This window comes from Curvibacter sp. T50, assembly GCF_057219955.1.
In genome coordinates, this window is the sequence record NZ_JBXVVU010000002.1 from 314,228 (window position 1) to 336,319 (window position 22,092).

Consider the following 22,092-nt stretch of genomic DNA (forward strand, 5'->3'; position numbering starts at 1 on the left):
CGATCGGTTCGACGACAATGACCGGTCACGGTCATTGCAGACGGGTTAAATATTAACGCGGCGTCCCCCGCATTCGCCCGCATAAAAACTTCAGTTCACTCCATCTATGGCCCGTTTACCCCGGTTGAGCCTGGCAGGTCATGCCCACTTGCTGACCCAGACAGCAAGCGGCGGACTTCGGGTGTTTCTTGATGAGTCCGATGCGGATGCTTTTCTGGGCATGGTTTCAGAGGCAGCATCAAACCGGCAAGTAGCTGTCCATGGATTTCGACTCGCGCCGGATGCTTTCCAGATATTGGCAACTCCCGACGATGAGTCGGGGATTTCCGCCTTCATGCAGGACATCGGGCGGCGCTATGTCCGATGGGTCAATACCCGCCATCGGCGGCTCGGGGCTTTGTGGGCGGGCCGTTTCCGAAGCCTGCTGGTGCAGCCTGGCGCAACGCTTCTTGCCGCCATGATATTCCTTGATCGCAGGCCGGGTCTGGCGCAAACCGGTCTGTTCGAGGAACTGCCCTTGCGGACGAGCGCAGAGCATTACACAGGCCATCGTGTGTCGCGATTTCTGGTTGCGCCGCCGCCTTACTGGACTCTGGGTGACACCCCCTTTGCGCGGGAGGCGGCGTACGCCAGTTTGGTGCATCAGGGGCTCGATGCACCGTTCCAGGAACGGATCGCTACAGCAATCCAAAGCGGCCGGGTGCTTGGCGACACTGACTTTATCCAGAACCTGGAGAAAGTCACCTCCCGGCCGTTGAGCAAAGGAAAACCCGGACGCCCGCACAAACGGCCATCAGGTCCAATCACTGAGGAAAATAGAAAAAAATCAAACTAAACAATTATTTGAACATGTCCCTGTTTAAAATTATCGGTCATGAGTTGCGCGCATATATTGCTCTGACCCCAATTAATTCCGCTTGGCATTTTTGTTGCAGTGCACTAAGCTTGAGGCATCTGAGTATCGGAAGGAGTGCGCCATGACCACGGCAACTGAACAACAACACTTGCACGAAACGGGTCTGTATGACCCAAGCCAGGAGCACGACGCTTGTGGCGTCGGTTTTGTCGCCCATATCAGGGGCCAGAAAAGCCACGCAATCGTCGGCCAGGCACTGAAAATTCTTGAGAACCTCGACCACCGCGGCGCCGTGGGTGCGGACAAACTCATGGGCGACGGGGCGGGCATATTGATCCAGCTTCCTGACGCGCTGTATCGACAGGAAATGGCCCAGGCCGGGATTGATCTTCCTCCGCCGGGTGAATACGGTGTCGGCATGGTCTTCCTGCCCAAGGAACACGCCAGTCGGCAGGCCTGTGAGCAAGAGCTTGAACGTGCGATCAAGGCGGAGGGACAGGTCTTGATCGGCTGGCGCGATGTGCCCGTCAACAAAGACATGCCCATGTCTCCGACGGTCCGGGAGAAAGAGCCGATCATGCGGCAGGTTTTCATCGGCCGAGGCGCCGATGTCATCGTACAGGACGCGCTGGAGCGCAAACTTTACGTTATCCGCAAGACCGCCAGCGCCCACATCCAGGCCCTCAAGCTCAAGCACAGCAAAGAGTATTACGTGCCCAGCATGAGCAGTCGCACGGTGGTCTACAAGGGCCTGTTGCTGGCCGACCAGGTCGGTACCTATTTCCTGGACCTTCAGGACCCGCGGTGTGTTTCGGCCCTCGGACTGGTTCACCAGCGTTTCTCGACCAACACATTCCCGGAGTGGCCGCTGGCTCACCCTTACAGGTATGTTGCCCACAACGGCGAAATCAACACCGTCAAGGGAAACTACAACTGGATGAAAGCTCGCGAAGGCGTGATGTCGTCTCCCGTGTTGGCGGACGACCTCAAGAAGCTCTATCCGATCAGTTTTGCCGGTCAGTCGGACACGGCCACGTTCGACAACTGCCTGGAGCTTCTCACCATGGCTGGCTACCCGATCAGCCAGGCCGTCATGATGATGATCCCGGAGCCTTGGGAGCAACATACCCTGATGGACCCGCGTCGGCGAGCGTTCTATGAATACCACGCAGCCATGCTCGAGCCCTGGGACGGCCCCGCGTCCATCGTGTTCACGGATGGTCGACAGATCGGCGCGACGCTGGATCGCAATGGGCTGCGTCCCTCGCGCTACTGCGTGACCGATGACGACCTGGTCATCATGGGCTCAGAGTCCGGCGTGCTGCCGATTCCCGAAAACAGGATCGTACGCAAATGGCGCCTGCAGCCCGGCAAGATGTTCCTGATTGACCTGGAGCAGGGCCGGATGATTGACGACGAAGAGCTCAAGGCAAACCTCGCCAACAGCAAGCCCTACAAGCAATGGATCGAGAACCTGCGCATTCGTTTGGACGACGTGGAGCAGCCCGTCGCTGGAGAAGATGGGGGTGAAAGTCCGGTCTCCCGCACAGAACCTCAAGTGGGGGGGGCGCAAGCGATCGCGCCCGAGCTGCTGGACCTGCAGCAGGCCTTCGGCTACACGCAGGAAGACATCCGCTTCCTCATGAGTCCGATGGCGGCCAATGGCGAAGAGGGAATTGGCTCAATGGGCAACGACAGCCCGCTTGCCGTGCTTTCCGACAAAAACAAGCCGCTGTACAACTATTTCAAGCAGCTGTTTGCGCAGGTGACCAACCCGCCGATTGATCCGATCCGTGAAGCGATCGTGATGTCGCTGGTCTCATTCATCGGACCGAAGCCCAACCTGTTGGATATCAACCAGGTCAATCCTCCGATGAGGCTCGAAGTCAGCCAGCCCATACTCGATGAGACCGATATGGCCAAGCTGCGCCAGATCGAAGCCTCGACACAGGGCAAATTCCGCAGTGCGACCTTGGATATCACCTACCCGGCGCAATGGGGTAAGGAAGGTGTCGAGGCAAAACTGGCGTCCTTGTGCGCCGAAGCGGTTGATGCCATCAAGGGGGGCAAAAACATTCTGATCGTGAGCGATCGGCAGGTCAGCGCATCCCGCATCGCCGTCCCGGCCCTGCTTGCCATGTCGGCGATTCACCAGCATCTGGTGCGGGAAGGACTGCGCACGACCGCCGGCCTTGTCGTCGAGACGGGCACCGCGCGCGAAGTGCACCATTTTGCCGTTCTTGCCGGCTACGGCGCCGAAGCGGTTCACCCTTACCTGGCACTCGAGACGGTACGTAGCATTCACCGTGGCCTCCCTGGTGACCTTTCCGCCGAGAAAGCCATCTACAACTACATCAAGGCAATCGGCAAAGGCCTGTCCAAGATCATGTCCAAGATGGGCGTGAGCACCTACATGAGCTACTGCGGCGCCCAGCTTTTCGAAGCCATCGGACTTGACAGTGCGACGGTGGAGAAATACTTCACCGGAACCGCAAGTCGGGTTGGAGGTATCGGTGTCTTCGAAATAGCGGAAGAGGCTATCCGTATGCACACGGCGGCCTACGGAAACGACCCGGTCCTCGCCTCCATGCTGGATAGCGGTGGCGAGTATGCGTGGCGCACTCGTGGCGAAGAGCATATGTGGACCCCCGATGCCATCGCGAAATTGCAGCACAGCACGCGCTCGAACAACTGGAGCACCTACAAGGAATACGCCCAGATCGTCAATGACCAGAGCCGCCGCCACATGACGCTCCGCGGATTGTTCGAGTTCAAGGTCGACCCCGGCCGCGCGATTCCAATCGAAGAGGTCGAACCAGCCAAAGAAATCGTCAAGCGGTTTGCCACGGGGGCCATGTCCTTGGGGTCGATCTCCACCGAAGCCCACGCCACACTGGCGGTCGCCATGAATCGTATCGGCGGCAAAAGCAACACGGGCGAGGGTGGTGAAGATTCGGCTCGCTACAGGAATGAACTCAAGGGCATCCCGATCCGCCAGGGTGAATCGCTCAAGAGTGTGATCGGAGCCGACGTCGTCGAAGTCGACCTGCCGCTGCAGGACGGCGATTCCCTGCGCTCGCGCATCAAGCAGGTTGCATCGGGCCGTTTTGGTGTCACCGCCGAATACCTGAGCAGCGCCGATCAAATCCAGATCAAGATGGCCCAAGGGGCCAAACCGGGCGAAGGCGGGCAGCTGCCTGGTGGGAAAGTGTCGGACTATATCGGCAAGTTGCGCCACAGTGTCCCGGGTGTGGGCCTGATCTCGCCGCCGCCGCACCACGACATTTACTCGATCGAGGATCTGGCCCAGCTGATCCATGACCTGAAAAACGTCGCGCCCCACAGTGATATCAGTGTGAAACTGGTGTCGGAAATCGGGGTTGGCACGATTGCCGCCGGCGTGGCCAAGTGCAAAGCAGACCACGTCGTGATCGCGGGCCACGATGGCGGTACTGGTGCTTCGCCCTGGTCGTCGATCAAACATGCGGGCAGCCCCTGGGAGATCGGACTGGCGGAAACGCAGCAGACCTTGGTGCTGAACCGCCTGCGCGGGCGCATCCGTGTGCAGGCCGACGGGCAGATGAAGACCGGCCGTGACGTAGCCATTGGCGCCCTGCTGGGCGCTGACGAGTTCGGATTCGCGACTGCACCGCTGGTGGTCGAGGGCTGCATCATGATGCGCAAGTGCCACCTCAACACCTGTCCGGTCGGCGTGGCAACCCAGGATCCGGCATTGCGACGCAAGTTCGCCGGCAAACCCGAGCATGTGGTCAACTATTTCTTCTTTGTCGCCGAGGAGGTTCGCCAGATCATGGCCCAACTCGGCATCCGCAAATTTGATGACCTGATCGGACGCGCAGACCTGCTGGACATGCGCAAAGGCATCGCCCATTGGAAAGCGCGCGGACTTGATTTCAGCCGTCTTCTGGCGACGGCGCAGGCCCCAGCCGAGGTCCCGCGTTTTCACGTCGCCACCCAAGACCATGGCCTTGAGCGATCCATGGATCAGCGTCTGATCGAAAAGTCGCGCCCCGCCATTGATCGCGGAGAGCGAGTCCAGTTCATGGAGGTCGCCCGCAACGTCAACCGGTCGGTGGGCGCCATGCTGTCCGGCGCGGTTACCAAAGTGCATCCCGAGGGCTTGCCCGACGACACCATCCGCATCCAGCTGGAAGGTACAGGCGGCCAGTCCTTTGGCGCGTTCCTCTGCAATGGCATCACGCTGTACCTGATCGGCGACGCCAACGATTACACGGGCAAAGGCTTGTCCGGTGGCCGCGTGGTGGTGCGCCCCAGCATCGACTTTCGCGGCGAAGCCACCCGCAACATCATCGTCGGCAACACCGTGATGTACGGCGCCACCAGCGGCGAAGCTTTCTTCAGCGGTGTCGCCGGGGAACGTTTTGCGGTGCGTTTGTCGGGCGCGACGGCGGTCGTGGAGGGCACGGGCGACCACGGTTGCGAGTACATGACCGGTGGTACGGTCGTTGTGCTCGGCAAAACCGGGCGCAACTTTGCAGCCGGCATGTCGGGTGGCGTCGCATACGTCTATGACGAAGATGGTCAGTTTGCCAAACGCTGCAACACCGCCATGGTCAGCCTTGAAAAGGTGGTGGCAGCGGCGGAGCAGGAAGAAACCGTGGATCGTGCCGTATGGCACCGTGGACAGACCGACGAAGCGCAATTGCGCAAGCTGCTCGAAGAACACAACCGCTGGACGGGTAGCCGACGGGCGCGCGAACTGCTCGACAACTGGGTCGAGTCCCGGGCAAAGTTCGTCAAAGTCTTCCCAACCGAGTACAAGCGTGCGCTTGGCGAGATTTTTGCGAAAAAACACGCCATACCCAGCGTGAAAAGGTCATCTGACGCTACCAAAAAAGAAGCGAAGTCGACCACTTAAGCGGAGAAACAGATCATGGGAAAAATAACCGGATTCATGGAATTTGAGCGTATCGAAGAAGGCTACAAGCCAGTCGCCGAGCGCGTGAAGCACTACAAGGAATTCGTGATCGGCCTGGATGAGTCGCAGGCGAAAGTCCAGGGCGCACGCTGTATGGACTGTGGCACCCCGTTCTGCAACAGTGGCTGCCCGGTCAACAACATCATTCCGGACTTCAACGATCTCGTCTACCACGGCGACTGGAAGAATGCCAGCACGGTGCTTCACAGCACCAACAACTTCCCCGAGTTCACAGGCCGCATTTGCCCGGCACCCTGCGAGGCCGCGTGCACCATCAACGTCAATGGTGACGCAGTTGGTATCAAGTCCATCGAACACGCAATCATCGACCGCGCATGGGCTGAAGGCTGGGTGCAACCGCAACCGGCGGCTCGCAAGACGGGCAAGAAGGTCGCGGTGGTTGGCGCCGGGCCTGCGGGACTGGCCGCTGCGCAGCAACTGGCGCGCGTCGGACATGACGTCACTTTGTTCGAGAAAAACGACCGCGTGGGTGGCCTGCTGCGCTACGGAATCCCCGATTTCAAGCTGGAGAAATCGCACATCGACCGCCGCGTGAAGCAGCTCGAAGCCGAAGGCGTGACGATCCGCACCGGCGTTCTGGTCGGGCAGTTGCCAGCCGACAGCAAGGTGACCAACTGGGCCAAAGAGTCGGTGACTCCCGATCAGCTCAAGAAGGACTTTGACGCCGTGCTGCTGACAGGGGGCGCCGAGCAGTCGCGCGATTTGCCGGTGCCGGGCCGTGATCTGGACGGTATCCACTTTGCGATGGAGTTTCTGCCGCAGCAGAACAAGGTCAATGCAGGCGACAAGCTCAAGGGCCAGTTGCGTGCCGACGGCAAACATGTGATCGTGATAGGCGGCGGCGACACCGGGAGCGACTGCGTTGGAACCTCCAACCGCCACGGGGCCGCCAGCGTGACCCAGTTCGAAGTCATGCCTATGCCGCCGGAGGAAGAAAACAAGCCGTTGGTGTGGCCCTACTGGCCGATCAAGCTGCGCACCAGCTCCAGCCACGAAGAAGGCTGCGTGCGGGAGTTTGCCATTTCGACCAAGGAGTTCGTGGGCAAAAATGGCAAAGTTGCCGGCTTGAAAACGGTTCAAGTCGAACTCAAGGACGGAAAACTGGTCGAGGTGCCGGGCACCGAAAAGGAGTTCAAGGCCGATCTTGTCTTGCTGGCAATGGGATTCGTCAACCCGGTTGCAAGCTTGCTGGAGGGGTTTGAAGTCGACAAGGATCCCCGTGGCAACGCGCGGGCAAGCACCGACCTGATCGGCGGATACGCAACCAGTGCGGCGAAGGTGTTTGCCGCCGGTGACGTTCGACGCGGCCAGTCTCTGGTCGTTTGGGCGATACGGGAGGGCCGGCAGGCTGCACGCGCAGTGGACGAGTTCCTGATGGGCTCTTCCGACCTTCCCCGCTGACGCAAACAGGTGCTTACAACGGGCTGATGTTCGGCCCGGTATCATCAGGGCAAGGCGCCGCAGCTGTTTCGCGGCACCTCCTGGACATGATTGATCCCTCAGCAGATGCTTTGGTCGAGGTCCGCAGTGTTCGTTTCGGATACCGCGACCGGACCGTTCTTGACGATGTTTCCTTTTCCATCCCCCGGGGCAAGGTGACGGCGCTGATGGGCGCCACCGGAGGGGGCAAGACCACGACTCTGCGGCTGATTGGCGGGCAATTGCGGGCTCAGCACGGGCAGGTTCTTTTTGCTGGCCAGGATATCGGTGCCATGGATCAGGCGCAGCTCTATGCGGCACGCCGCCGGATGGGGATGCTTTTCCAGTTCGGCGCCTTGTTCACGGATCTCAGCGTTTTCGAAAACGTCGCATTTCCGTTGCGGGAGCACACGCGCCTTCCGGAGGAGTTGATACGGGATATTGTCCTGATGAAACTCGATTCGGTCGGCCTCCGTGGCGCGCGCGACCTCATGCCGGCCGAAATTTCCGGCGGAATGAACCGCCGGGTTGCGCTCGCTCGGGCCATCGCCCTGGATCCGGACCTGGTGCTTTACGACGAGCCTTTCTCTGGCCTGGATCCCATCGCCCTCGGCACTGCCGCGCGCCTGATCCGGGACCTCAACGAAGCGTTGGGCCTCACCAGCCTGATTGTTTCGCACGAAATTCCAGAGACCTTCCGCATTTCGGATCAGGTCATCATCCTGGCCAATGGACGCGTCGCCGCCCAAGGCACCCCCGATGAAGTTCGTCAGTCGGAGGACCCCATGGTGATTCAGTTTGTCAGTGGTGCGCGCGACGGTCCGGTGCGTTTTCACTACCCGGGCCCATCGGTTGAAGAAGACTTCGACGGGGTACGGCCATGAGGGCCTGGCACCCGGCCAGTCTGGGCTTCGCCACCCGGCGGTTGCTGGCGGAATGGGGATACGGCGCGCGTCTGCTGCTGCGCCTCCTGGCACTGGCTCCCCAGGCACTGGCACGATTCGGCCTGGTCCGTGACCAATTGTTCTTTCTCGGCAATCATTCGCTGGCGATCATCACAGTGTCCGGTCTTTTCGTAGGATTTGTGCTGGGTCTTCAGGGCTACTACACGCTGCAGCGGTACGGATCGTCGGAAGCCGTTGGCCTGTTGGTGGCCTTGTCCCTTGTGCGCGAACTGGGGCCGGTAATTACCGCGTTGCTTTTTGCCGGACGCGCCGGTGCGTCACTGACGGCCGAAATCGGCCTGATGCGGGCAGGTGAGCAATTGACCGCGATGGAAATGATGGCGGTCGATCCGATCCGGCGCGTTCTGGCGCCGCGCTTCTGGGGAGGGCTGATGGCGATGCCGTTACTTGCAGCCGTTTTCAGTGCCGTCGGCATAGTCGGCGGCTACGTGGTGGGGGTTCTGCTGATCGGAATTGATTCAGGGGCCTTCTGGAGCCAGATGCAAGGCGGTGTTGACGTCTGGAGCGATGTGGGCAACGGCGTGGTCAAGAGCCTGGTTTTCGGCGTCGCGGTGACTTTCATTGCCCTTTATCAGGGCCACGAGGCGCAGCCGACGCCTGAAGGGGTATCCGCTGCGACGACGCGGACCGTGGTGTGGGCATCGCTGGCGGTACTCGGGCTCGACTTCGTACTGACTGTCATGATGTTCAGCATTTGATGAAGAGGGAGTGACCATGCAACGTTCGTCGCAAGATGTCTGGGTTGGACTGTTCGTCCTCACGGGGCTCGCCGCCCTGTTGTTCCTGGCCATGAAGTCGGCCAATCTGCTGAGCCTGAGCTTCGAGTCCGACTACACCATCACCGCACGATTTGACAATGTCGGGGGCCTCAAACCCAAGGCAGCCGTCAAGAGTGCCGGTGTTGTCGTCGGTCGTGTCGAGTCGATCACTTTTGATGACAAGACCTTTCAAGCCCGCGTTGCATTGGCGCTGGAAAGCCGGTATCAGTTTCCGAAAGACAGCTCACTGAAAATTCTGACAAGTGGTCTGCTCGGCGAACAATATGTGGGGATCGAGGCCGGCGCCGACGAGCGAGTCCTGAAAGCGGGTGATCAGGTCTCTTCTACCCAATCGGCGATCGTCCTGGAGACCCTGATCGGTCAGATCCTTTACGACAAGGCGGCCGCTGGACCGACGCCGGCGGCCACTGCAGGGGGAAAACAATGAAGTATGCAGATCGACCGCGCCAATGGGCCCCGGGCAAATGGGGTCGGCGTGCTGCCATGGCTGTGCTTCTGGTCGGCTTGTCCGGCTGTGCAAGTGGACCGATGCGAATCAAGGAAGACCCTCTGGAGCCGTTGAACCGCCGAATCGACGGATTCAACGAAGTGGTTGACAGCGTCTTTTTGAAGCCGGTTGCGATCGCGTACCGAGAATTCACGCCCGGTCCGGTTCGAACCGGAGTGGACAATTTCTTCGGTAACCTGGGTGATGTCTGGACGCTCGCGAACAGCATGTTGCAGCTGAAACCGGTTGCCGCAACCCAGACAATGATGCGACTGACAATCAACACCACACTCGGGATGGGTGGCTTGATCGACCTTGCCACCGATGTGGGCCTGGAGCGCCACCATGAGGATTTTGGCCAGACGTTGGGTTACTGGGGTGTCCCGCCAGGGCCTTACCTGGTGTTGCCCATCATGGGGCCGTCAACCGTCCGAGATACGGCAGCCATGAATGCCGATCGCGGGCACAGTGTTGTTGCGCGCCGCCCGCATGTGCCAACGCGCAACAGCCTGCTCCTGTTGCAGGCAGTCGAAACCCGTGCCCGATTGTTGGGGGCCAGCGCCATATTGGATCAGGCCGCCTTGGACAAATACAGCTTTACCCGGGATGCCTACTTGCAACGGCGCAACAACGACGTTTTTGACGGGACCCCCCCGACCGACGAAGCGGTCGAACCATCCAGCAGTCAACCGACCGGGCCGCAGGCGCATTGAACCTCCATCATGAAACGCAGAAATCTTCTGGAAACCGCTATTGCCATCGGCGGCTTGATCGCGCTCGCGCTCCCTGCCCACGCGACGGACGAGGCACCGGACGCCTTGGTACGCCGCCTGTCGAGCGAGATGCTGGAGGCAATTCGGGCCGACCGCGCGGTGCGCGCAGGTGACATCAATCGGACCATGGCTCTGGTGGACGCCCGAATCATGCCCTCGGTAAATTTCCAGCGTATGACGGCTTCCGCTGTCGGCCCTGGCTGGCGTCGGGCGACGCCGGAGCAGCAAAAACGCTTGCAGGATGAATTCAAGACCCTGCTGGTTCGAACCTATGCCGGTGCGCTGGCTCAGGTGACGGATCAATCCGTGTTCATCAAGCCGTTTCGGGCGTCGCAGGACGACCCGGAGGTGTTGGTTCGGACGGAAGTGCGAGGCAAGGGTGAGCCCATTCAACTTGACTATCGACTCGAAAAGACGCCGGGGCGCGGCAGTGGCTGGTTGATTTATGACCTCAACGTGCTGGGGGTCTGGCTGGTCGAAAATTACCGTGGACAGTTTGCCCGGGAGGTGAATGCGCGCGGCGTGGACGGACTGCTGCAGGCACTGGCAGAAAAAAACCGGGTGAACGCCAGTGGCAAAAACTGAAAAGGGCCTTGGTCTGGAGCCTACCGGCGCCATGGTACTGACCCTGCCCGCCAGGCTTACCCACGACAACGCGAACGGAGTATTGGTGGATTTCTTGGCCCAGATTGCGAAATCGGCGTCCAATCAGGTCCGGATCGACGCGGGCGCGCTGCATCAGTTCGACTCCAGCGCTCTGGCAATGGTTCTGGCCTGTCGGCGACGGATCATCGCCCGAGGTGGTGACTTCTCTCTGATATCCGCGCCAGCCCGCATTGAACAACTTGCGCGAGTCTACGGTATCGATCGCTTGCTGGGACATGGCGGCTCACCGGCCGCCTGTGCGAACGGGAATCCGGTAAAACCCTAGAATAGCGGGTTCCGATGCCCGCGCTCTCCTTCCAGTCTGTCACCAAAGAATTCGCCACCGGCCGTCCTGGCGCCGAGTCTTTTCGGGCGTTGGACGAGGTGACTTTTGCCATCGAGGAAGGTGAATTCTTCGGACTTCTCGGCCCCAATGGTGCCGGCAAGACCACGCTGATCAACATATTGGCGGGGCTGTCGCGCGCCAGTCGCGGGGCGGTCGCTGTTCGCGGACTCGATGTGGTCACCTCCTACGAACAGACGCGGCGATTGCTGGGAGTCGTTCCGCAGGAACTGGTGTTCGATCCGTTCTTCACGGTTCGTGAGGCGTTGACCCTTCAATCGGGCTACTTCGGTTTGCGCCGCAATGGCGAATGGATAGACGAACTGTTGGACAGTCTCGGCCTTGCGGACAAGGCAGATGCCAATATGCGACAACTTTCCGGCGGCATGAAACGCCGGGTATTGGTCGCGCAGGCATTGGTCCACCGCCCGCCGGTGATCGTACTTGACGAGCCGACGGCCGGGGTCGACGTCGAGTTGCGCCAGACGCTGTGGCAGTTTGTCGCGCGCCTCAATCGCGACGGGCACACCATATTGTTGACGACCCATTACCTGGAAGAAGCCGAGGCGCTGTGCAACCGGATCGCCATGTTGAAAAAGGGGCGAGTGGTTACCCTGGCGACGACGTCCGAACTGCTGAGCGCCGCATCCAGCAACGTGATGCGGTTCAAGGTTGATGGCGAGTTGCCGGCTGCGCTGCGGGCCAAAGCGCGCGTTACCGGGCGTATTGCCCAGCTTCCCGTTCACGACGCGACCGAGGTCGAACACTATCTGGCAGCGATGCGGGTGGCAGGCATTCAAGCCGAGGACATTGAAGTGCGCAAGGCGGACCTGGAGGATGTGTTTCTGAGCGTGATGGGGTCCACCGGCGAGACTGCACAGGATCGGGTGGTGTCGTGAACGGCTGGCGGGCTCTGTTTTACAAAGAAGTCCTCCGTTTCTGGAAGGTGAGCTTCCAGACCGTGGCGGCGCCAGTATTGACGGCAGTTTTGTACATGCTCATCTTCGGCCACGTGCTGGAAGACCATGTCAAAGTCTACGATCAGGTAGGCTATTCGGCGTTTCTGGTTCCCGGTCTGGTCATGATGAGCGTGTTGCAAAACGCGTTTGCCAACAGTTCGTCAAGCCTAATCCAAAGCAAGATCACTGGCAATCTGGTCTTCGTTCTGCTGACCCCTTTGTCGCACTGGGCCTGGTTCTTTGCCTATGTCGGATCTTCGGTGGTGCGCGGCTTGATGGTCGGTCTGGGTGTTTACCTGGTCACAGTGTGGTTTGGCAATCCCGGTATTGCGGCGCCATGGTGGATTGCCGTTTTTGGCTTTCTGGGTGCGGCGCTCCTGGGAACCTTGGGCTTGATTGCGGGTCTGTGGGCCGAAAAATTCGACCAGATGGCTGCATTCCAGAACTTCATCATCATGCCGATGACCTTTCTGTCGGGTGTGTTCTACTCGATTCACTCCCTGCCCCCGTTCTGGCAGCAGGTCAGTCACCTCAACCCGTTTTTTTACATGATCGACGGCTTCCGCTACGGCTTTTTCGGCGTCAGTGACGTCTCGCCGTGGATGAGTCTGGTTATCGTTTCCACGGCTTTTTCCCTCGTTGCGGCGCTGGCGATTCACCTGCTTCGGACGGGCTACAAGCTGCGCCACTGAACCCCGTGCCATGACCGCAGACGAACTTCACCGCATCATTTCAACCGGTCTTGATTGCCAACATCTTTCGGTGGAGGGCGATGGGAGGCACTGGTTTGCGACCGTGGTCTCGTCCGCCTTTGACGGCATGCGCCCGATTCAGCGCCATCAACGCGTCTATGCCACCTTGGGCGGTCGTATGGCAACCGACGAAGTGCATGCCCTTTCAATCAAGGCGATGACGCCCGCCGAATGGGCGCGAAGCGCCCCCTGATCCAGACAACCACCATGGACAAACTTCTGATTCGCGGCGGCCTTCCCCTGGTCGGCGAGGTGCCTGTTTCCGGGGCAAAAAATGCGGCCTTACCCGAGTTGTGTGCCGCTTTGCTGACGGCACAGCGCGTGGTGCTACGGAACGTCCCGCGCCTGCAGGATGTGTCGACCATGCTCAAGCTGATCCGCAATATGGGCGTGGTTGCCGAGCATGAATCTGATGGCACGGTCCGCATCGACGCATCCGGGCTCAGTTCGCCCGAGGCACCCTACGAACTGGTCAAGACCATGCGCGCGTCGGTCCTGGCGCTCGGGCCGCTGCTGGCGCGCTTTGGCGAGGCGACGGTCTCCCTGCCGGGCGGCTGTGCCATTGGCTCGCGCCCGGTGGACCAGCACATCAAGGGTTTGCAGGCGATGGGGGCGGACATCGTGGTCGAGCACGGCTACATGATTGCCAAACTGCCCAAGGGCCGATCCCGGCTGCATGGCGCGCGCATCGCCACGGACATGGTGACCGTGACCGGGACCGAGAATTTCCTGATGGCCGCGGCGCTGGCCGATGGCGAAACCCTGCTGGAGAACGCCGCCCAGGAGCCGGAGATCCCCGATCTGGCCGAAATGCTCATCCGCATGGGGGCGAAGATCGAGGGGCACGGAACCAGCCGCATCCGGATTCAGGGCGTCGAGCGGCTTCGCGGCTGCACCCACGAGGTGGTGGCGGATCGCATCGAAGCTGGCACGTTCCTGTGTGCGGTTGCGGCAACCGGCGGTGACGTGGTGTTGCGTGGGGCCCGTGCGGATCACCTGGACGCTGTCATCGACAAGCTGCGCGACGCGGGAGCGAGCATCGAGGCCGGCGACGGATTCATCCGCATCCGCTCGTCCGGTCGGCTGCAGGCGCAGAGTTTCCGCACCACCGAGTACCCCGGTTTCCCGACTGACATGCAGGCGCAGTTCATGGCCTTGAACTGTGTGGCACACGGCACAGCGAAAGTCACGGAAACCATTTTCGAGAACCGGTTCATGCATGTGAACGAACTGGTGCGTCTGGGCGCCCACATCCAGACCGACGGCAAGGTTGCGGTCATCGAAGGTGTGGAGCGCCTGTCCGGCGCCACCGTGATGGCCACCGACCTGCGGGCGTCGGCCAGCCTGGTGATTGCCGGTCTGGTGGCGGAGGGTGAAACGCGGGTGGACCGCATCTACCACCTGGACCGGGGTTACGACGGCATGGAAGCCAAACTGCGTGCGATGGGCGCCGACATCGAGCGGGTGAAGTGATGCGCAAGGTGCTGCAAGGAGAATTCAATTGATCACGCTCGCGCTCTCCAAGGGCCGAATTTTTGATGAAACCCTGCCCCTGCTGCAGGCGGCCGGCATCACCGTGCTGGAAGATCCGGAAAAATCCCGCAAGCTGATCCTGCCCACCAACCAGGCCGACGTCCGGGTGGTGCTGGTGCGTGCCACCGATGTGCCGACCTATGTGGAATACGGCGGTGCGGACCTCGGTGTGACCGGCAAGGACACGCTGATCGAACATGGCGGGCAGGGCCTGTACCAGCCGCTGGACCTGAACATCGCCAAATGCCGCATGAGTGTGGCGGTGCCGGCCGATTTCGACTACGCCTCAGCGGTCCGGCAGGGCTCGCGTCTGAAGGTGGCCACCAAGTACACCACCATTGCCCGCAACTTCTTTGCCGACAAGGGCGTGCACGTGGACCTGATCAAGCTCTACGGCAGCATGGAACTGGCGCCGCTGACCGGGTTGGCGGACGCGATCGTCGACCTCGTGTCCACCGGCAAGACCCTGCAGGCCAACAACCTGGTCGAAGTCGAGCGCATCATGGACATCAGTTCCCGGCTGGTCGTGAACCAGGCCGCGCTCAAACTCAAGCAGGCGTCTATCCGGCGCATCATCGACGCCTTTGCGGGCGCAGTGGCGAAGGACTGAAGCCATGGCGATGACCGCAACCCCCTTGCGCCTGTCCACGGCCGATCCGTCCTTCGAGGCCGAATTCCAGCGGCGGCTGCACTGGTCTGCCGACACGGACGTGGCCATCGAGGGACGTGTGGCCGACATCCTGGCCGATGTGCGCGAACGCGGCGATGTCGCGGTCATGGAATACACCGCCCGGTTTGACGGCCTGCAGGTGGCTTCGATGGCCGAACTGGAGTTGACGCAGGCCGATTTCAAGGCGGCTTTTGACCAGTTGCCGGCCGCGCAACGCGACGCGCTGGAGCGCGCCGCGCGCCGCGTGCGCACCTACCACGAGGCGCAGAAGAAAGCGTCGGGCGAAAGCTGGACCTACCGGGACGAAGACGGCACCTTGCTGGGCCAGAAGGTGACCCCGCTGGACCGGGTCGGCATCTACGTGCCCGGTGGCAAGGCGGCCTACCCCTCCAGCCTGATCATGAACGCCGTGCCGGCCCATGTCGCCGGGGTGGGCGAAATCATCATGGTGGTGCCGACCCCGGTGCGGGGCAGTGTCGCCACCGGCGGCACCGGTACTGCTACGGCCACGCGCGGTGAACGCAACGAACTGGTTTTGGCGGCCGCCCATGTGGCCGGCGTGACCCGGGCCTTCACCATCGGTGGTGCGCAGGCGGTCGCCGCCCTGGCCTACGGGACCCGGACCGTGCCCAAGGTGGACAAGATCACCGGACCGGGCAACGCCTACGTGGCCAGTGCCAAGAAGCATGTGTTCGGCACCGTGGGCATCGACATGATCGCCGGGCCGAGTGAAATCCTGGTGCTGGCGGACGGCACCACACCGGCGGAATGGGTGGCGATGGACCTGTTTTCCCAGGCGGAACACGACGAGCTGGCGCAAAGCATCCTGCTGTGCCCCGATGCCACCTTCATCGACGCCGTGCAGGCAGAGATCAACCGCCTGCTGCCTACCATGCCGCGCGCCGGCATCATTGCCAAGAGCCTGACGGACCGTGGCGCGCTGATCCTCACCCGCGACATGCAAGAGGCCTGCGCGATCAGCAACCGCATCGCTCCGGAGCACCTCGAGGTGTCCAGCCGCGATCCGCACCGCTGGGAGCCGCTGCTGCGCCACGCGGGAGCCATTTTTCTCGGCGCCTACACCAGCGAATCGCTGGGCGACTATTGCGCCGGCCCCAACCATGTGCTGCCGACGTCCGGTACGGCACGGTTCAGTTCCCCGCTGGGGGTCTACGACTTCCAGAAACGCAGCAGCCTGATCGAGGTCAGCGCTGCTGGCGCCCAGCAGCTGGGCACCGTGGCCGCCGAGCTGGCCTACGGCGAAGGTCTGCAGGCCCACGCCCGTGCGGCCGAATTGCGGCTGTCGCCCGTTCCCCCGATGAGAGATCCCCGATGAGCGCCGTCAGTCCCCAGCTTCTGAAACGCATCCGTCAGGACGTGCTGGGCATGCACGCCTATGCGGTCCAGGAATCGGCCGGCATGGTCAAGCTCGATGCGATGGAGAACCCGCACCGCCTGCCGCCCGAGTTGCAGCAGGCGCTGGGCCACCGCCTGGGCACGCTGGCCCTGAACCGCTACCCGGACGGGCGGGTCAACGACCTGCGCGACGCGCTGGCGCGGCATGCAGGCCTGCCGGAAGGCTTCGACCTGATGCTGGGCAACGGTTCGGACGAGCTGATTTCGCTGCTCGCCATGGCGTGCGACGTGCCGGGCGCATCGATCCTGGCGCCGCTGCCTGGTTTTGTGATGTATGCCATGAGTGCGCAGTTGCAGGGGCTGGCCTTTCACGGGGTGCCGCTGACGGCCGACTTTGAGCTCGACCGCACGGCCATGCTGGACGCGATGGCGGCCCACCGTCCTTCCATCGTTTACCTGGCCTATCCGAACAACCCCACCGCCAATCTCTGGGACGACGAAACCATCGAGGCGATCGTGCAAGCCCAGGGCGCCCACGGGGGCCTGGTGGTCATGGACGAAGCCTACCAGCCCTTTGCGTCGCGCAGCTACATCGGCCGGATCGCCCGCCACAGCCATGTGCTGCTGATGCGCACGCTGTCCAAATTCGGGCTGGCCGGCGTTCGACTCGGGTACATGCTGGGCCCGAAAGAGCTGATCGCCGAAATCGACAAGGTGCGCCCGCCGTACAACGTGAGTGTCCTCAACTACGAATGCGCGTTGTTCGCGCTGGAGCACGCCGACGTGTTCGCCGCCCAGGCGGCCGACATCCGCGCCCAGCGCGCCGCCCTGACCGAGGGGCTGACGGCGCTGCCGGGCGTGCACCCGTTCCCGAGCGACGCCAACATGATCCTGGTTCGGGTGCCCGACGCCCAGAAGGCCTTCGACGGCCTCAAGGCGCGTGGGGTGCTGGTGAAGAACGTTTCTAAAATGCACCCGTTGCTGGCCAACTGCCTGCGCCTGACCGTCGGCACCGCCGACGAGAACGCCCAGTTGCTGGCCGCGCTGAAAGCCGCCCTATGACCGCACGCACCGCCGACGTCTCCCGCAAGACCGCCGAAACCGCCATCACCGTCCGCCTGAACCTGGACGGCAGCGGCCAGTCCCGCCTCGCGACCGGCATCGGGTTTTTTGACCACATGCTGGACCAGATCGCACGCCACGGTCTGATCGACCTGGACATCCAGTGCCAGGGCGACCTGCACATCGACGGCCACCACACGGTGGAAGACGTCGGCATCACCCTGGGCCAGGCCGTGGCGCAGGCCGTGGGCGACAAGAAGGGCATCCGGCGGTATGGCCATGCCTATGTGCCGCTGGACGAGGCGCTGTCCCGTGTCGTGATCGATTTTTCCGGGAGACCAGGCCTGGTGCTGAACATTCCGTTCACCAGCGGCATGGTGGGCGGCTTCGACACCCAGCTGACCCATGAGTTCTTTCAGGGCTTCGTCAACCACGCCGGCGTGACCCTGCACATCGACAACCTGCGTGGCGTCAATGCCCACCACCAGGCCGAGACGGTGTTCAAGGCCTTTGCGCGTGCGCTGCGGGCCGCACTGGAGCTCGACCCTCGCACGGCAGGCCAGATTCCGTCCACCAAAGGCTCGCTTTGAGCTTTTCTGATTGAAAATGGCACGGACCCAGCGTCATCCGGTCATTGTTTGCTATGAATAACGAAGTAAAAACCGTGGCGGTGGTCGATTACGGCATGGGCAACCTGCGCTCCGTCGCGCAGGCCGTGATCCATGCGGCGCAGGGCAGCGGCTGGCAGGTGGTCGTGACCGCCGACCCCGAGGCGGTGTACGCCGCACAGCGCGTGGTGCTGCCGGGGCAGGGCGCCATGCCCGACTGCATGCGCGAACTGCGCGCGTCCGGCCTGCAGGAGGCGGTGCTGCAGGCGGCTGCCAACAAGCCGCTGTTCGGCGTCTGTGTCGGCATGCAGATGTTGCTGGATCACAGCGCCGAGGGCGACACGCCAGGCCTTGGCCTGATCGGTGGCGAGGTCCGCAAGTTTGACCTGGCGGGCCGCACGCAGCCTGACGGCAGCCGCTACAAGGTGCCGCAGATGGGCTGGAACCAGGTGTTCCCGAGGGACCACGGACAGGGGCGGCACCCGGTCTGGGGATCGGTGCCCGACGGCAGCTGGTTTTATTTCGTGCACAGCTTCTACGCCCGTCCGTCGGAAACACGCCACACCGCCGGCGAAGCCGACTATGGCGGGCGCTTTACCGCCGCCGTCGCGCGGGATAATATTTTCGCCACCCAGTTCCATCCGGAAAAAAGTGCCGAGCAGGGGCTGGCGCTGTACCGCAACTTCCTGCACTGGAATCCCTGATCTTCCTTTTCCGTTCGGGCTGAGCCAGTCGAAGCCCTTTTCCCCGAACCCATCATGCTTCTCATTCCCGCGATCGATCTCAAGGACGGCCACTGCGTGCGCCTCAAGCAGGGCGACATGGACCAGGCCACCACCTTCGGCGAAGACCCCGCCGCCATGGCCCGCAACTGGCTCGACAAAGGGGCCCGCCGTCTGCACCTGGTGGATCTGAACGGCGCGTTTGCGGGCAAGCCACAGAACTTCACCGCCATCCGGTCCATCCTGAAAGAGGTGGGCGCAGACATTCCGGTGCAACTCGGCGGTGGTATCCGGGATCTGGACACCATCGAAAAGTACATCGACAGCGGCCTGCGCTACGTGATCATCGGCACGGCGGCCGTCAAGAACCCCGGTTTTCTGAAAGACGCCTGCACCGCCTTCGGCGGGCACATCATCGTCGGCCTCGACGCCAAGGACGGCAAGGTGGCCACCGACGGCTGGAGCAAGCTGACCGGCCATGAAGTGGTCGACCTGGCCAGGAAATTCGAAGACTGGGGCGTCGAATCCATCATCTACACCGACATCGGCCGTGACGGCATGCTGTCGGGCATCAACATCGAGGCCACCGTCAAGCTGGCCCAGGCCCTGACGATTCCCGTCATTGCGTCGGGGGGGCTGTCCAACATGGCCGACATCGAAGCCCTGTGCGCCGTCGAAGACGAGGGCGTCGAGGGTGTCATCTGCGGCCGGGCCATCTACTCGGGCGATCTGGACTTTGCCGCGGCACAGACCCGTGCCGACGAGCTGGGTGCCTGATGCTGGCCAAACGCATCATCCCCTGCCTGGACGTGACCGGTGGCCGCGTGGTCAAGGGCGTCAACTTCGTCGAACTGCGCGACGCGGGCGACCCGGTTGAAATTGCCGCCCGTTACAACGAACAGGGTGCCGACGAACTCACGTTCCTGGACATCACGGCCACCAGCGACGGGCGCGACCTGATCCTGCACATCATCGAGGCGGTGGCCAGCCAGGTGTTCATTCCGCTCACGGTGGGTGGCGGGGTGCGCACCGTGGATGATGTGCGCCGCCTGCTGAACGCCGGCGCCGACAAGACCAGCTTCAATTCGGCAGCCATCGCCAACCCGCAGGTCATCCGCGACGCGTCGGCCAAGTACGGCGCGCAGTGCATCGTGGTCGCGATCGACGCCAAGCGGCGCTTTGGCACAGATCTGCTGGACCGCGGCGAAGGCTGGGACGTCTACAGCCACGGCGGGCGCAAGAACACCGGCCTCGACGCCGTCGCCTGGGCGCGTCAGATGGCGGAGCATGGCGCCGGCGAAATCCTGCTGACCAGCATGGACCGCGACGGCACCAAGGCCGGCTTCGACCTGGACCTGACCCGCGCCGTCAGCGACGCGGTGGACGTGCCGGTGATTGCCTCCGGCGGCGTCGGCAACCTGGACCACCTGGCCGATGGCATCCGGCTGGGCGGCGCGGACGCGGTGCTGGCAGCCAGCATCTTTCACTATGGCGAATACACGGTGGCCCAGGCCAAGGCGCGCATGGCGGAACGGGGTATTCCAGTCCGTTTCTGAGCGATATTGGCCGTTTCCCATCGTCAAACGGTCATTGTCTGCTATCAAAACTGAGTGCCTGACCGGATCGCCGACAATCTCTCCATGAACTGGCTCGACAACGTGAAATGGGACGCCCAGGGGCTGGTCCCGGTGATTGCACAGGAAGTCGCCACGGGCGACGTGCTGATGTTTGCCTGGATGAACCGCGAAGCCCTGCAGCAAACGGCGGAACTGGGGCGGGCGGTGTACTTCAGCCGATCCCGCGGCAAGCTCTGGTTCAAAGGCGAAGAGTCCGGCCATGTGCAGACGGTGCACGACATCCGCCTCGACTGCGACAACGACGTGATCCTGCTCAAGGTAACCCAGCAGGGGCACGAACCCGGCATCGCCTGCCACACCGGCCGTCACAGCTGTTTCTTCCAGCGCTACGACAATGGGGCCTGGCATGTTGTCGAACCGGTCTTGAAAGACCCGGAAACCATCTACAGATAAGTCCATGTCCTCCAACGATTCCCTGGCACGCCTGGCGGCCGTGATCGAAAGCCGCAAGCCCGCGAACGGCGGCGACCCGTCGGCCAGCTATGTTGCACGCCTGCTGCACAAAGGGCCGGACGCCTTCCTGAAGAAAATTGGCGAGGAAGCCACCGAGGTTGTGATGGCGGCCAAGGACGCCGACCACGGCGCGGACCGCGCGAAGATCGTCTATGAAGTGGCGGACCTCTGGTTCCACTCGATGATCGCGCTGGCCCATTACGGGCTGACGCCGGCGGATGTGGTCGCCGAGCTGGAGCGCCGGGAAGGCACCAGTGGCATCGAGGAAAAGGCGCTGCGCAAGGCGCAGGCGCGCGAAGGAGCCGGCGAATGAATACCGAAGCGCAGGATTCCCTGAAAACGGTCGGCTGGATCAGTTACCTGCTGCACCTGATCGTCGCTGTGGCCGCTGTGGTGCCGGGTGCCCAGGTCGGTGCTGGCCTGTTGCTGGTGGCGCTGATCATTGACCTGGTGAAAAAATCCGACGCTCTGGGCAGTTGGCAGGAGAGTCATTTCCGATGGCGGATTCGTTCGGTCCTGTGGGCCGGCCTGTTGTATGTGCTCACGGCACCCCTCTTTCTGTTGTTGTATTTGCCCGGCGCGCTTGCCTGGGCCCTCATTTCGCTGTGGTTCCTGTATCGGATTGTTCGTGGCATGGTGGCGATGAACAAAGATCAGGCGGTAGGCCACGGATGACCCCTGTGGGTCGCCGCCCATTCCTGGAGATTCCATGCACGACCCAAACTGCCTTTTTTGCAAGATCATTGCCGGCCAGATACCGTCGAGGAAGGTGTTCGAAGATGACGACATCTTCGCTTTTCATGACATCAAGCCGTGGGCACCAGTCCATTTCCTCATGGTGCCCAAGTTACATATTCCCTCCATGGCCCAGTTGGGTCCGGAGCATGAGCGTCTTATGGGCAAGATGATGCTTCTGGCACCCAGACTGGCACTCGAACAAGGTTGTCGCGCTTATCCTGACGGCGGTTTCCGCATCGTTGCCAATACCGGGGTAGAAGGTGGCCAGGAGGTGCATCACCTCCACGTCCATGTCATGGGGGGGCCCCGCCCCTGGGTGCGTGGCTGAACGCCCCTGACTGACGGGGGGCTTTC

At 62.1% G+C, this 22,092-nt stretch carries 24 protein-coding genes; all 24 read left to right on the forward strand.

Features of this window, described 5'->3' with window-relative positions; genetic code table 11:
* The first annotated feature begins 106 nt into the window (after positions 1-106).
* On the forward strand, positions 107-835 hold the full coding sequence (locus tag AC2EBU_RS10775; protein WP_484610420.1) for a transposase: 729 nt from the start codon (positions 107-109) through the stop codon (positions 833-835).
* A 142-nt stretch (positions 836-977) separates the two neighbouring features.
* A complete protein-coding gene (locus AC2EBU_RS10780; protein ID WP_484610421.1) occupies positions 978-5,756 on the forward strand; it encodes a glutamate synthase-related protein in 4,779 nt (1,592 codons plus the stop codon).
* A gap of 15 nt (positions 5,757-5,771) precedes the next feature.
* Entirely contained in the window at positions 5,772-7,238 is a 1,467-nt protein-coding gene (locus tag AC2EBU_RS10785) for a glutamate synthase subunit beta (RefSeq protein WP_484610422.1), read from the forward strand.
* An 86-nt stretch (positions 7,239-7,324) separates the two neighbouring features.
* Positions 7,325-8,140 carry an ABC transporter ATP-binding protein gene (locus AC2EBU_RS10790; RefSeq protein ID WP_484610423.1) on the forward strand — a complete coding sequence of 272 codons (816 nt, stop codon included), beginning with the start codon at positions 7,325-7,327 and terminating at the stop codon, positions 8,138-8,140.
* Positions 8,137-8,919 (forward strand): lipid asymmetry maintenance ABC transporter permease subunit MlaE, encoded by a 783-nt coding sequence (mlaE, locus tag AC2EBU_RS10795; RefSeq protein WP_484610424.1) that lies wholly within the window; start codon positions 8,137-8,139, stop codon positions 8,917-8,919. The genes AC2EBU_RS10790 and mlaE overlap by 4 nt, the downstream gene beginning before the upstream one ends.
* Before the next feature lie 16 nt (positions 8,920-8,935).
* Positions 8,936-9,427, forward strand: coding sequence for an outer membrane lipid asymmetry maintenance protein MlaD (gene mlaD, locus AC2EBU_RS10800; protein WP_484610425.1), 492 nt, complete (start codon positions 8,936-8,938; stop codon positions 9,425-9,427).
* Between the two features lie 56 nt (positions 9,428-9,483).
* Positions 9,484-10,200 (forward strand): MlaA family lipoprotein, encoded by a 717-nt coding sequence (locus AC2EBU_RS10805; RefSeq protein ID WP_484610426.1) that lies wholly within the window; start codon positions 9,484-9,486, stop codon positions 10,198-10,200.
* Positions 10,201-10,209: 9 nt separating this feature from the next.
* Positions 10,210-10,845, forward strand: coding sequence for an MlaC/ttg2D family ABC transporter substrate-binding protein (locus tag AC2EBU_RS10810; protein ID WP_484610427.1), 636 nt, complete (start codon positions 10,210-10,212; stop codon positions 10,843-10,845).
* A gap of 31 nt (positions 10,846-10,876) precedes the next feature.
* The gene (locus AC2EBU_RS10815) at positions 10,877-11,191 is read left to right on the forward strand and encodes an STAS domain-containing protein (protein ID WP_484610428.1); all 315 of its coding nucleotides are present in this window, start codon (positions 10,877-10,879) and stop codon (positions 11,189-11,191) included.
* A gap of 14 nt (positions 11,192-11,205) precedes the next feature.
* A complete protein-coding gene (locus AC2EBU_RS10820; RefSeq protein WP_484610429.1) occupies positions 11,206-12,147 on the forward strand; it encodes an ABC transporter ATP-binding protein in 942 nt (313 codons plus the stop codon).
* Positions 12,144-12,899, forward strand: a complete 756-nt coding sequence (locus tag AC2EBU_RS10825) for an ABC transporter permease (protein ID WP_484610430.1) — start codon at positions 12,144-12,146, stop codon at positions 12,897-12,899. The genes AC2EBU_RS10820 and AC2EBU_RS10825 overlap by 4 nt, the downstream gene beginning before the upstream one ends.
* Positions 12,900-12,909: 10 nt before the next feature.
* Positions 12,910-13,152: a BolA family protein gene (locus AC2EBU_RS10830; protein WP_484610431.1), complete on the forward strand. Its 243-nt coding sequence runs from the start codon at positions 12,910-12,912 to the stop codon at positions 13,150-13,152.
* Between the two features lie 14 nt (positions 13,153-13,166).
* Entirely contained in the window at positions 13,167-14,432 is a 1,266-nt protein-coding gene (murA, locus tag AC2EBU_RS10835) for a UDP-N-acetylglucosamine 1-carboxyvinyltransferase (RefSeq protein ID WP_484610432.1), read from the forward strand.
* A 28-nt stretch (positions 14,433-14,460) separates the two neighbouring features.
* Positions 14,461-15,102: an ATP phosphoribosyltransferase gene (gene hisG / locus AC2EBU_RS10840; RefSeq protein ID WP_484610433.1), complete on the forward strand. Its 642-nt coding sequence runs from the start codon at positions 14,461-14,463 to the stop codon at positions 15,100-15,102.
* Between the two features lie 4 nt (positions 15,103-15,106).
* Positions 15,107-16,498 (forward strand): histidinol dehydrogenase, encoded by a 1,392-nt coding sequence (gene hisD, locus AC2EBU_RS10845; RefSeq protein WP_484610434.1) that lies wholly within the window; start codon positions 15,107-15,109, stop codon positions 16,496-16,498.
* Positions 16,495-17,580, forward strand: coding sequence for a histidinol-phosphate transaminase (hisC, locus tag AC2EBU_RS10850; RefSeq protein WP_484610435.1), 1,086 nt, complete (start codon positions 16,495-16,497; stop codon positions 17,578-17,580). The genes hisD and hisC overlap by 4 nt, the downstream gene beginning before the upstream one ends.
* The gene (hisB, locus tag AC2EBU_RS10855) at positions 17,577-18,170 is read left to right on the forward strand and encodes an imidazoleglycerol-phosphate dehydratase HisB (protein WP_484610436.1); all 594 of its coding nucleotides are present in this window, start codon (positions 17,577-17,579) and stop codon (positions 18,168-18,170) included. Before hisC ends, hisB begins: the two co-directional genes overlap by 4 nt.
* A gap of 53 nt (positions 18,171-18,223) precedes the next feature.
* On the forward strand, positions 18,224-18,892 hold the full coding sequence (gene hisH / locus AC2EBU_RS10860) for an imidazole glycerol phosphate synthase subunit HisH (RefSeq protein ID WP_484610437.1): 669 nt from the start codon (positions 18,224-18,226) through the stop codon (positions 18,890-18,892).
* Between the two features lie 54 nt (positions 18,893-18,946).
* Positions 18,947-19,687, forward strand: a complete 741-nt coding sequence (gene hisA, locus AC2EBU_RS10865; protein ID WP_484610438.1) for a 1-(5-phosphoribosyl)-5-[(5-phosphoribosylamino)methylideneamino]imidazole-4-carboxamide isomerase — start codon at positions 18,947-18,949, stop codon at positions 19,685-19,687.
* Positions 19,687-20,466, forward strand: coding sequence for an imidazole glycerol phosphate synthase subunit HisF (gene hisF / locus AC2EBU_RS10870; protein ID WP_484610439.1), 780 nt, complete (start codon positions 19,687-19,689; stop codon positions 20,464-20,466). Before hisA ends, hisF begins: the two co-directional genes overlap by 1 nt.
* An 84-nt stretch (positions 20,467-20,550) precedes the next feature.
* Positions 20,551-20,940 carry a phosphoribosyl-AMP cyclohydrolase gene (gene hisI, locus AC2EBU_RS10875; RefSeq protein ID WP_484610440.1) on the forward strand — a complete coding sequence of 130 codons (390 nt, stop codon included), beginning with the start codon at positions 20,551-20,553 and terminating at the stop codon, positions 20,938-20,940.
* Positions 20,941-20,944: 4 nt separating this feature from the next.
* Positions 20,945-21,313 carry a phosphoribosyl-ATP diphosphatase gene (locus tag AC2EBU_RS10880; RefSeq protein ID WP_484610441.1) on the forward strand — a complete coding sequence of 123 codons (369 nt, stop codon included), beginning with the start codon at positions 20,945-20,947 and terminating at the stop codon, positions 21,311-21,313.
* Positions 21,310-21,675: a DUF4870 family protein gene (locus AC2EBU_RS10885; RefSeq protein WP_484610442.1), complete on the forward strand. Its 366-nt coding sequence runs from the start codon at positions 21,310-21,312 to the stop codon at positions 21,673-21,675. Before AC2EBU_RS10880 ends, AC2EBU_RS10885 begins: the two co-directional genes overlap by 4 nt.
* Before the next feature lie 34 nt (positions 21,676-21,709).
* Positions 21,710-22,066 (forward strand): histidine triad nucleotide-binding protein, encoded by a 357-nt coding sequence (locus tag AC2EBU_RS10890; protein ID WP_484610443.1) that lies wholly within the window; start codon positions 21,710-21,712, stop codon positions 22,064-22,066.
* The last annotated feature ends 26 nt before the right edge of the window (positions 22,067-22,092 follow it).

Bases quoted from the DNA above. Each gene is read 5' to 3' on its own strand.
- AC2EBU_RS10890 (WP_484610443.1), top strand. From the start codon at position 21,710: ATGCACGACCCAAACTGCCTTTTTTGCAAGATCATTGCCGGCCAGATA.
- hisF (WP_484610439.1), top strand. From the start codon at position 19,687: ATGCTGGCCAAACGCATCATCCCCTGCCTGGACGTGACCGGTGGCCGC.
- mlaD (WP_484610425.1), top strand. From the start codon at position 8,936: ATGCAACGTTCGTCGCAAGATGTCTGGGTTGGACTGTTCGTCCTCACG.
- mlaE (WP_484610424.1), top strand. From the start codon at position 8,137: ATGAGGGCCTGGCACCCGGCCAGTCTGGGCTTCGCCACCCGGCGGTTG.
- AC2EBU_RS10775 (WP_484610420.1), top strand. From the start codon at position 107: ATGGCCCGTTTACCCCGGTTGAGCCTGGCAGGTCATGCCCACTTGCTG.
- hisC (WP_484610435.1), top strand. From the start codon at position 16,495: ATGAGCGCCGTCAGTCCCCAGCTTCTGAAACGCATCCGTCAGGACGTG.
- hisA (WP_484610438.1), top strand. From the start codon at position 18,947: ATGCTTCTCATTCCCGCGATCGATCTCAAGGACGGCCACTGCGTGCGC.
- AC2EBU_RS10790 (WP_484610423.1), top strand. From the start codon at position 7,325: ATGATTGATCCCTCAGCAGATGCTTTGGTCGAGGTCCGCAGTGTTCGT.
- hisH (WP_484610437.1), top strand. From the start codon at position 18,224: ATGAATAACGAAGTAAAAACCGTGGCGGTGGTCGATTACGGCATGGGC.
- AC2EBU_RS10815 (WP_484610428.1), top strand. From the start codon at position 10,877: ATGGTACTGACCCTGCCCGCCAGGCTTACCCACGACAACGCGAACGGA.
- hisD (WP_484610434.1), top strand. From the start codon at position 15,107: ATGGCGATGACCGCAACCCCCTTGCGCCTGTCCACGGCCGATCCGTCC.
- AC2EBU_RS10880 (WP_484610441.1), top strand. From the start codon at position 20,945: ATGTCCTCCAACGATTCCCTGGCACGCCTGGCGGCCGTGATCGAAAGC.
- AC2EBU_RS10805 (WP_484610426.1), top strand. From the start codon at position 9,484: ATGGCTGTGCTTCTGGTCGGCTTGTCCGGCTGTGCAAGTGGACCGATG.
- AC2EBU_RS10785 (WP_484610422.1), top strand. From the start codon at position 5,772: ATGGGAAAAATAACCGGATTCATGGAATTTGAGCGTATCGAAGAAGGC.
- AC2EBU_RS10810 (WP_484610427.1), top strand. From the start codon at position 10,210: ATGAAACGCAGAAATCTTCTGGAAACCGCTATTGCCATCGGCGGCTTG.
- AC2EBU_RS10780 (WP_484610421.1), top strand. From the start codon at position 978: ATGACCACGGCAACTGAACAACAACACTTGCACGAAACGGGTCTGTAT.
- murA (WP_484610432.1), top strand. From the start codon at position 13,167: ATGGACAAACTTCTGATTCGCGGCGGCCTTCCCCTGGTCGGCGAGGTG.
- hisB (WP_484610436.1), top strand. From the start codon at position 17,577: ATGACCGCACGCACCGCCGACGTCTCCCGCAAGACCGCCGAAACCGCC.
- hisI (WP_484610440.1), top strand. From the start codon at position 20,551: ATGAACTGGCTCGACAACGTGAAATGGGACGCCCAGGGGCTGGTCCCG.
- AC2EBU_RS10885 (WP_484610442.1), top strand. From the start codon at position 21,310: ATGAATACCGAAGCGCAGGATTCCCTGAAAACGGTCGGCTGGATCAGT.
- AC2EBU_RS10830 (WP_484610431.1), top strand. From the start codon at position 12,910: ATGACCGCAGACGAACTTCACCGCATCATTTCAACCGGTCTTGATTGC.
- AC2EBU_RS10820 (WP_484610429.1), top strand. From the start codon at position 11,206: ATGCCCGCGCTCTCCTTCCAGTCTGTCACCAAAGAATTCGCCACCGGC.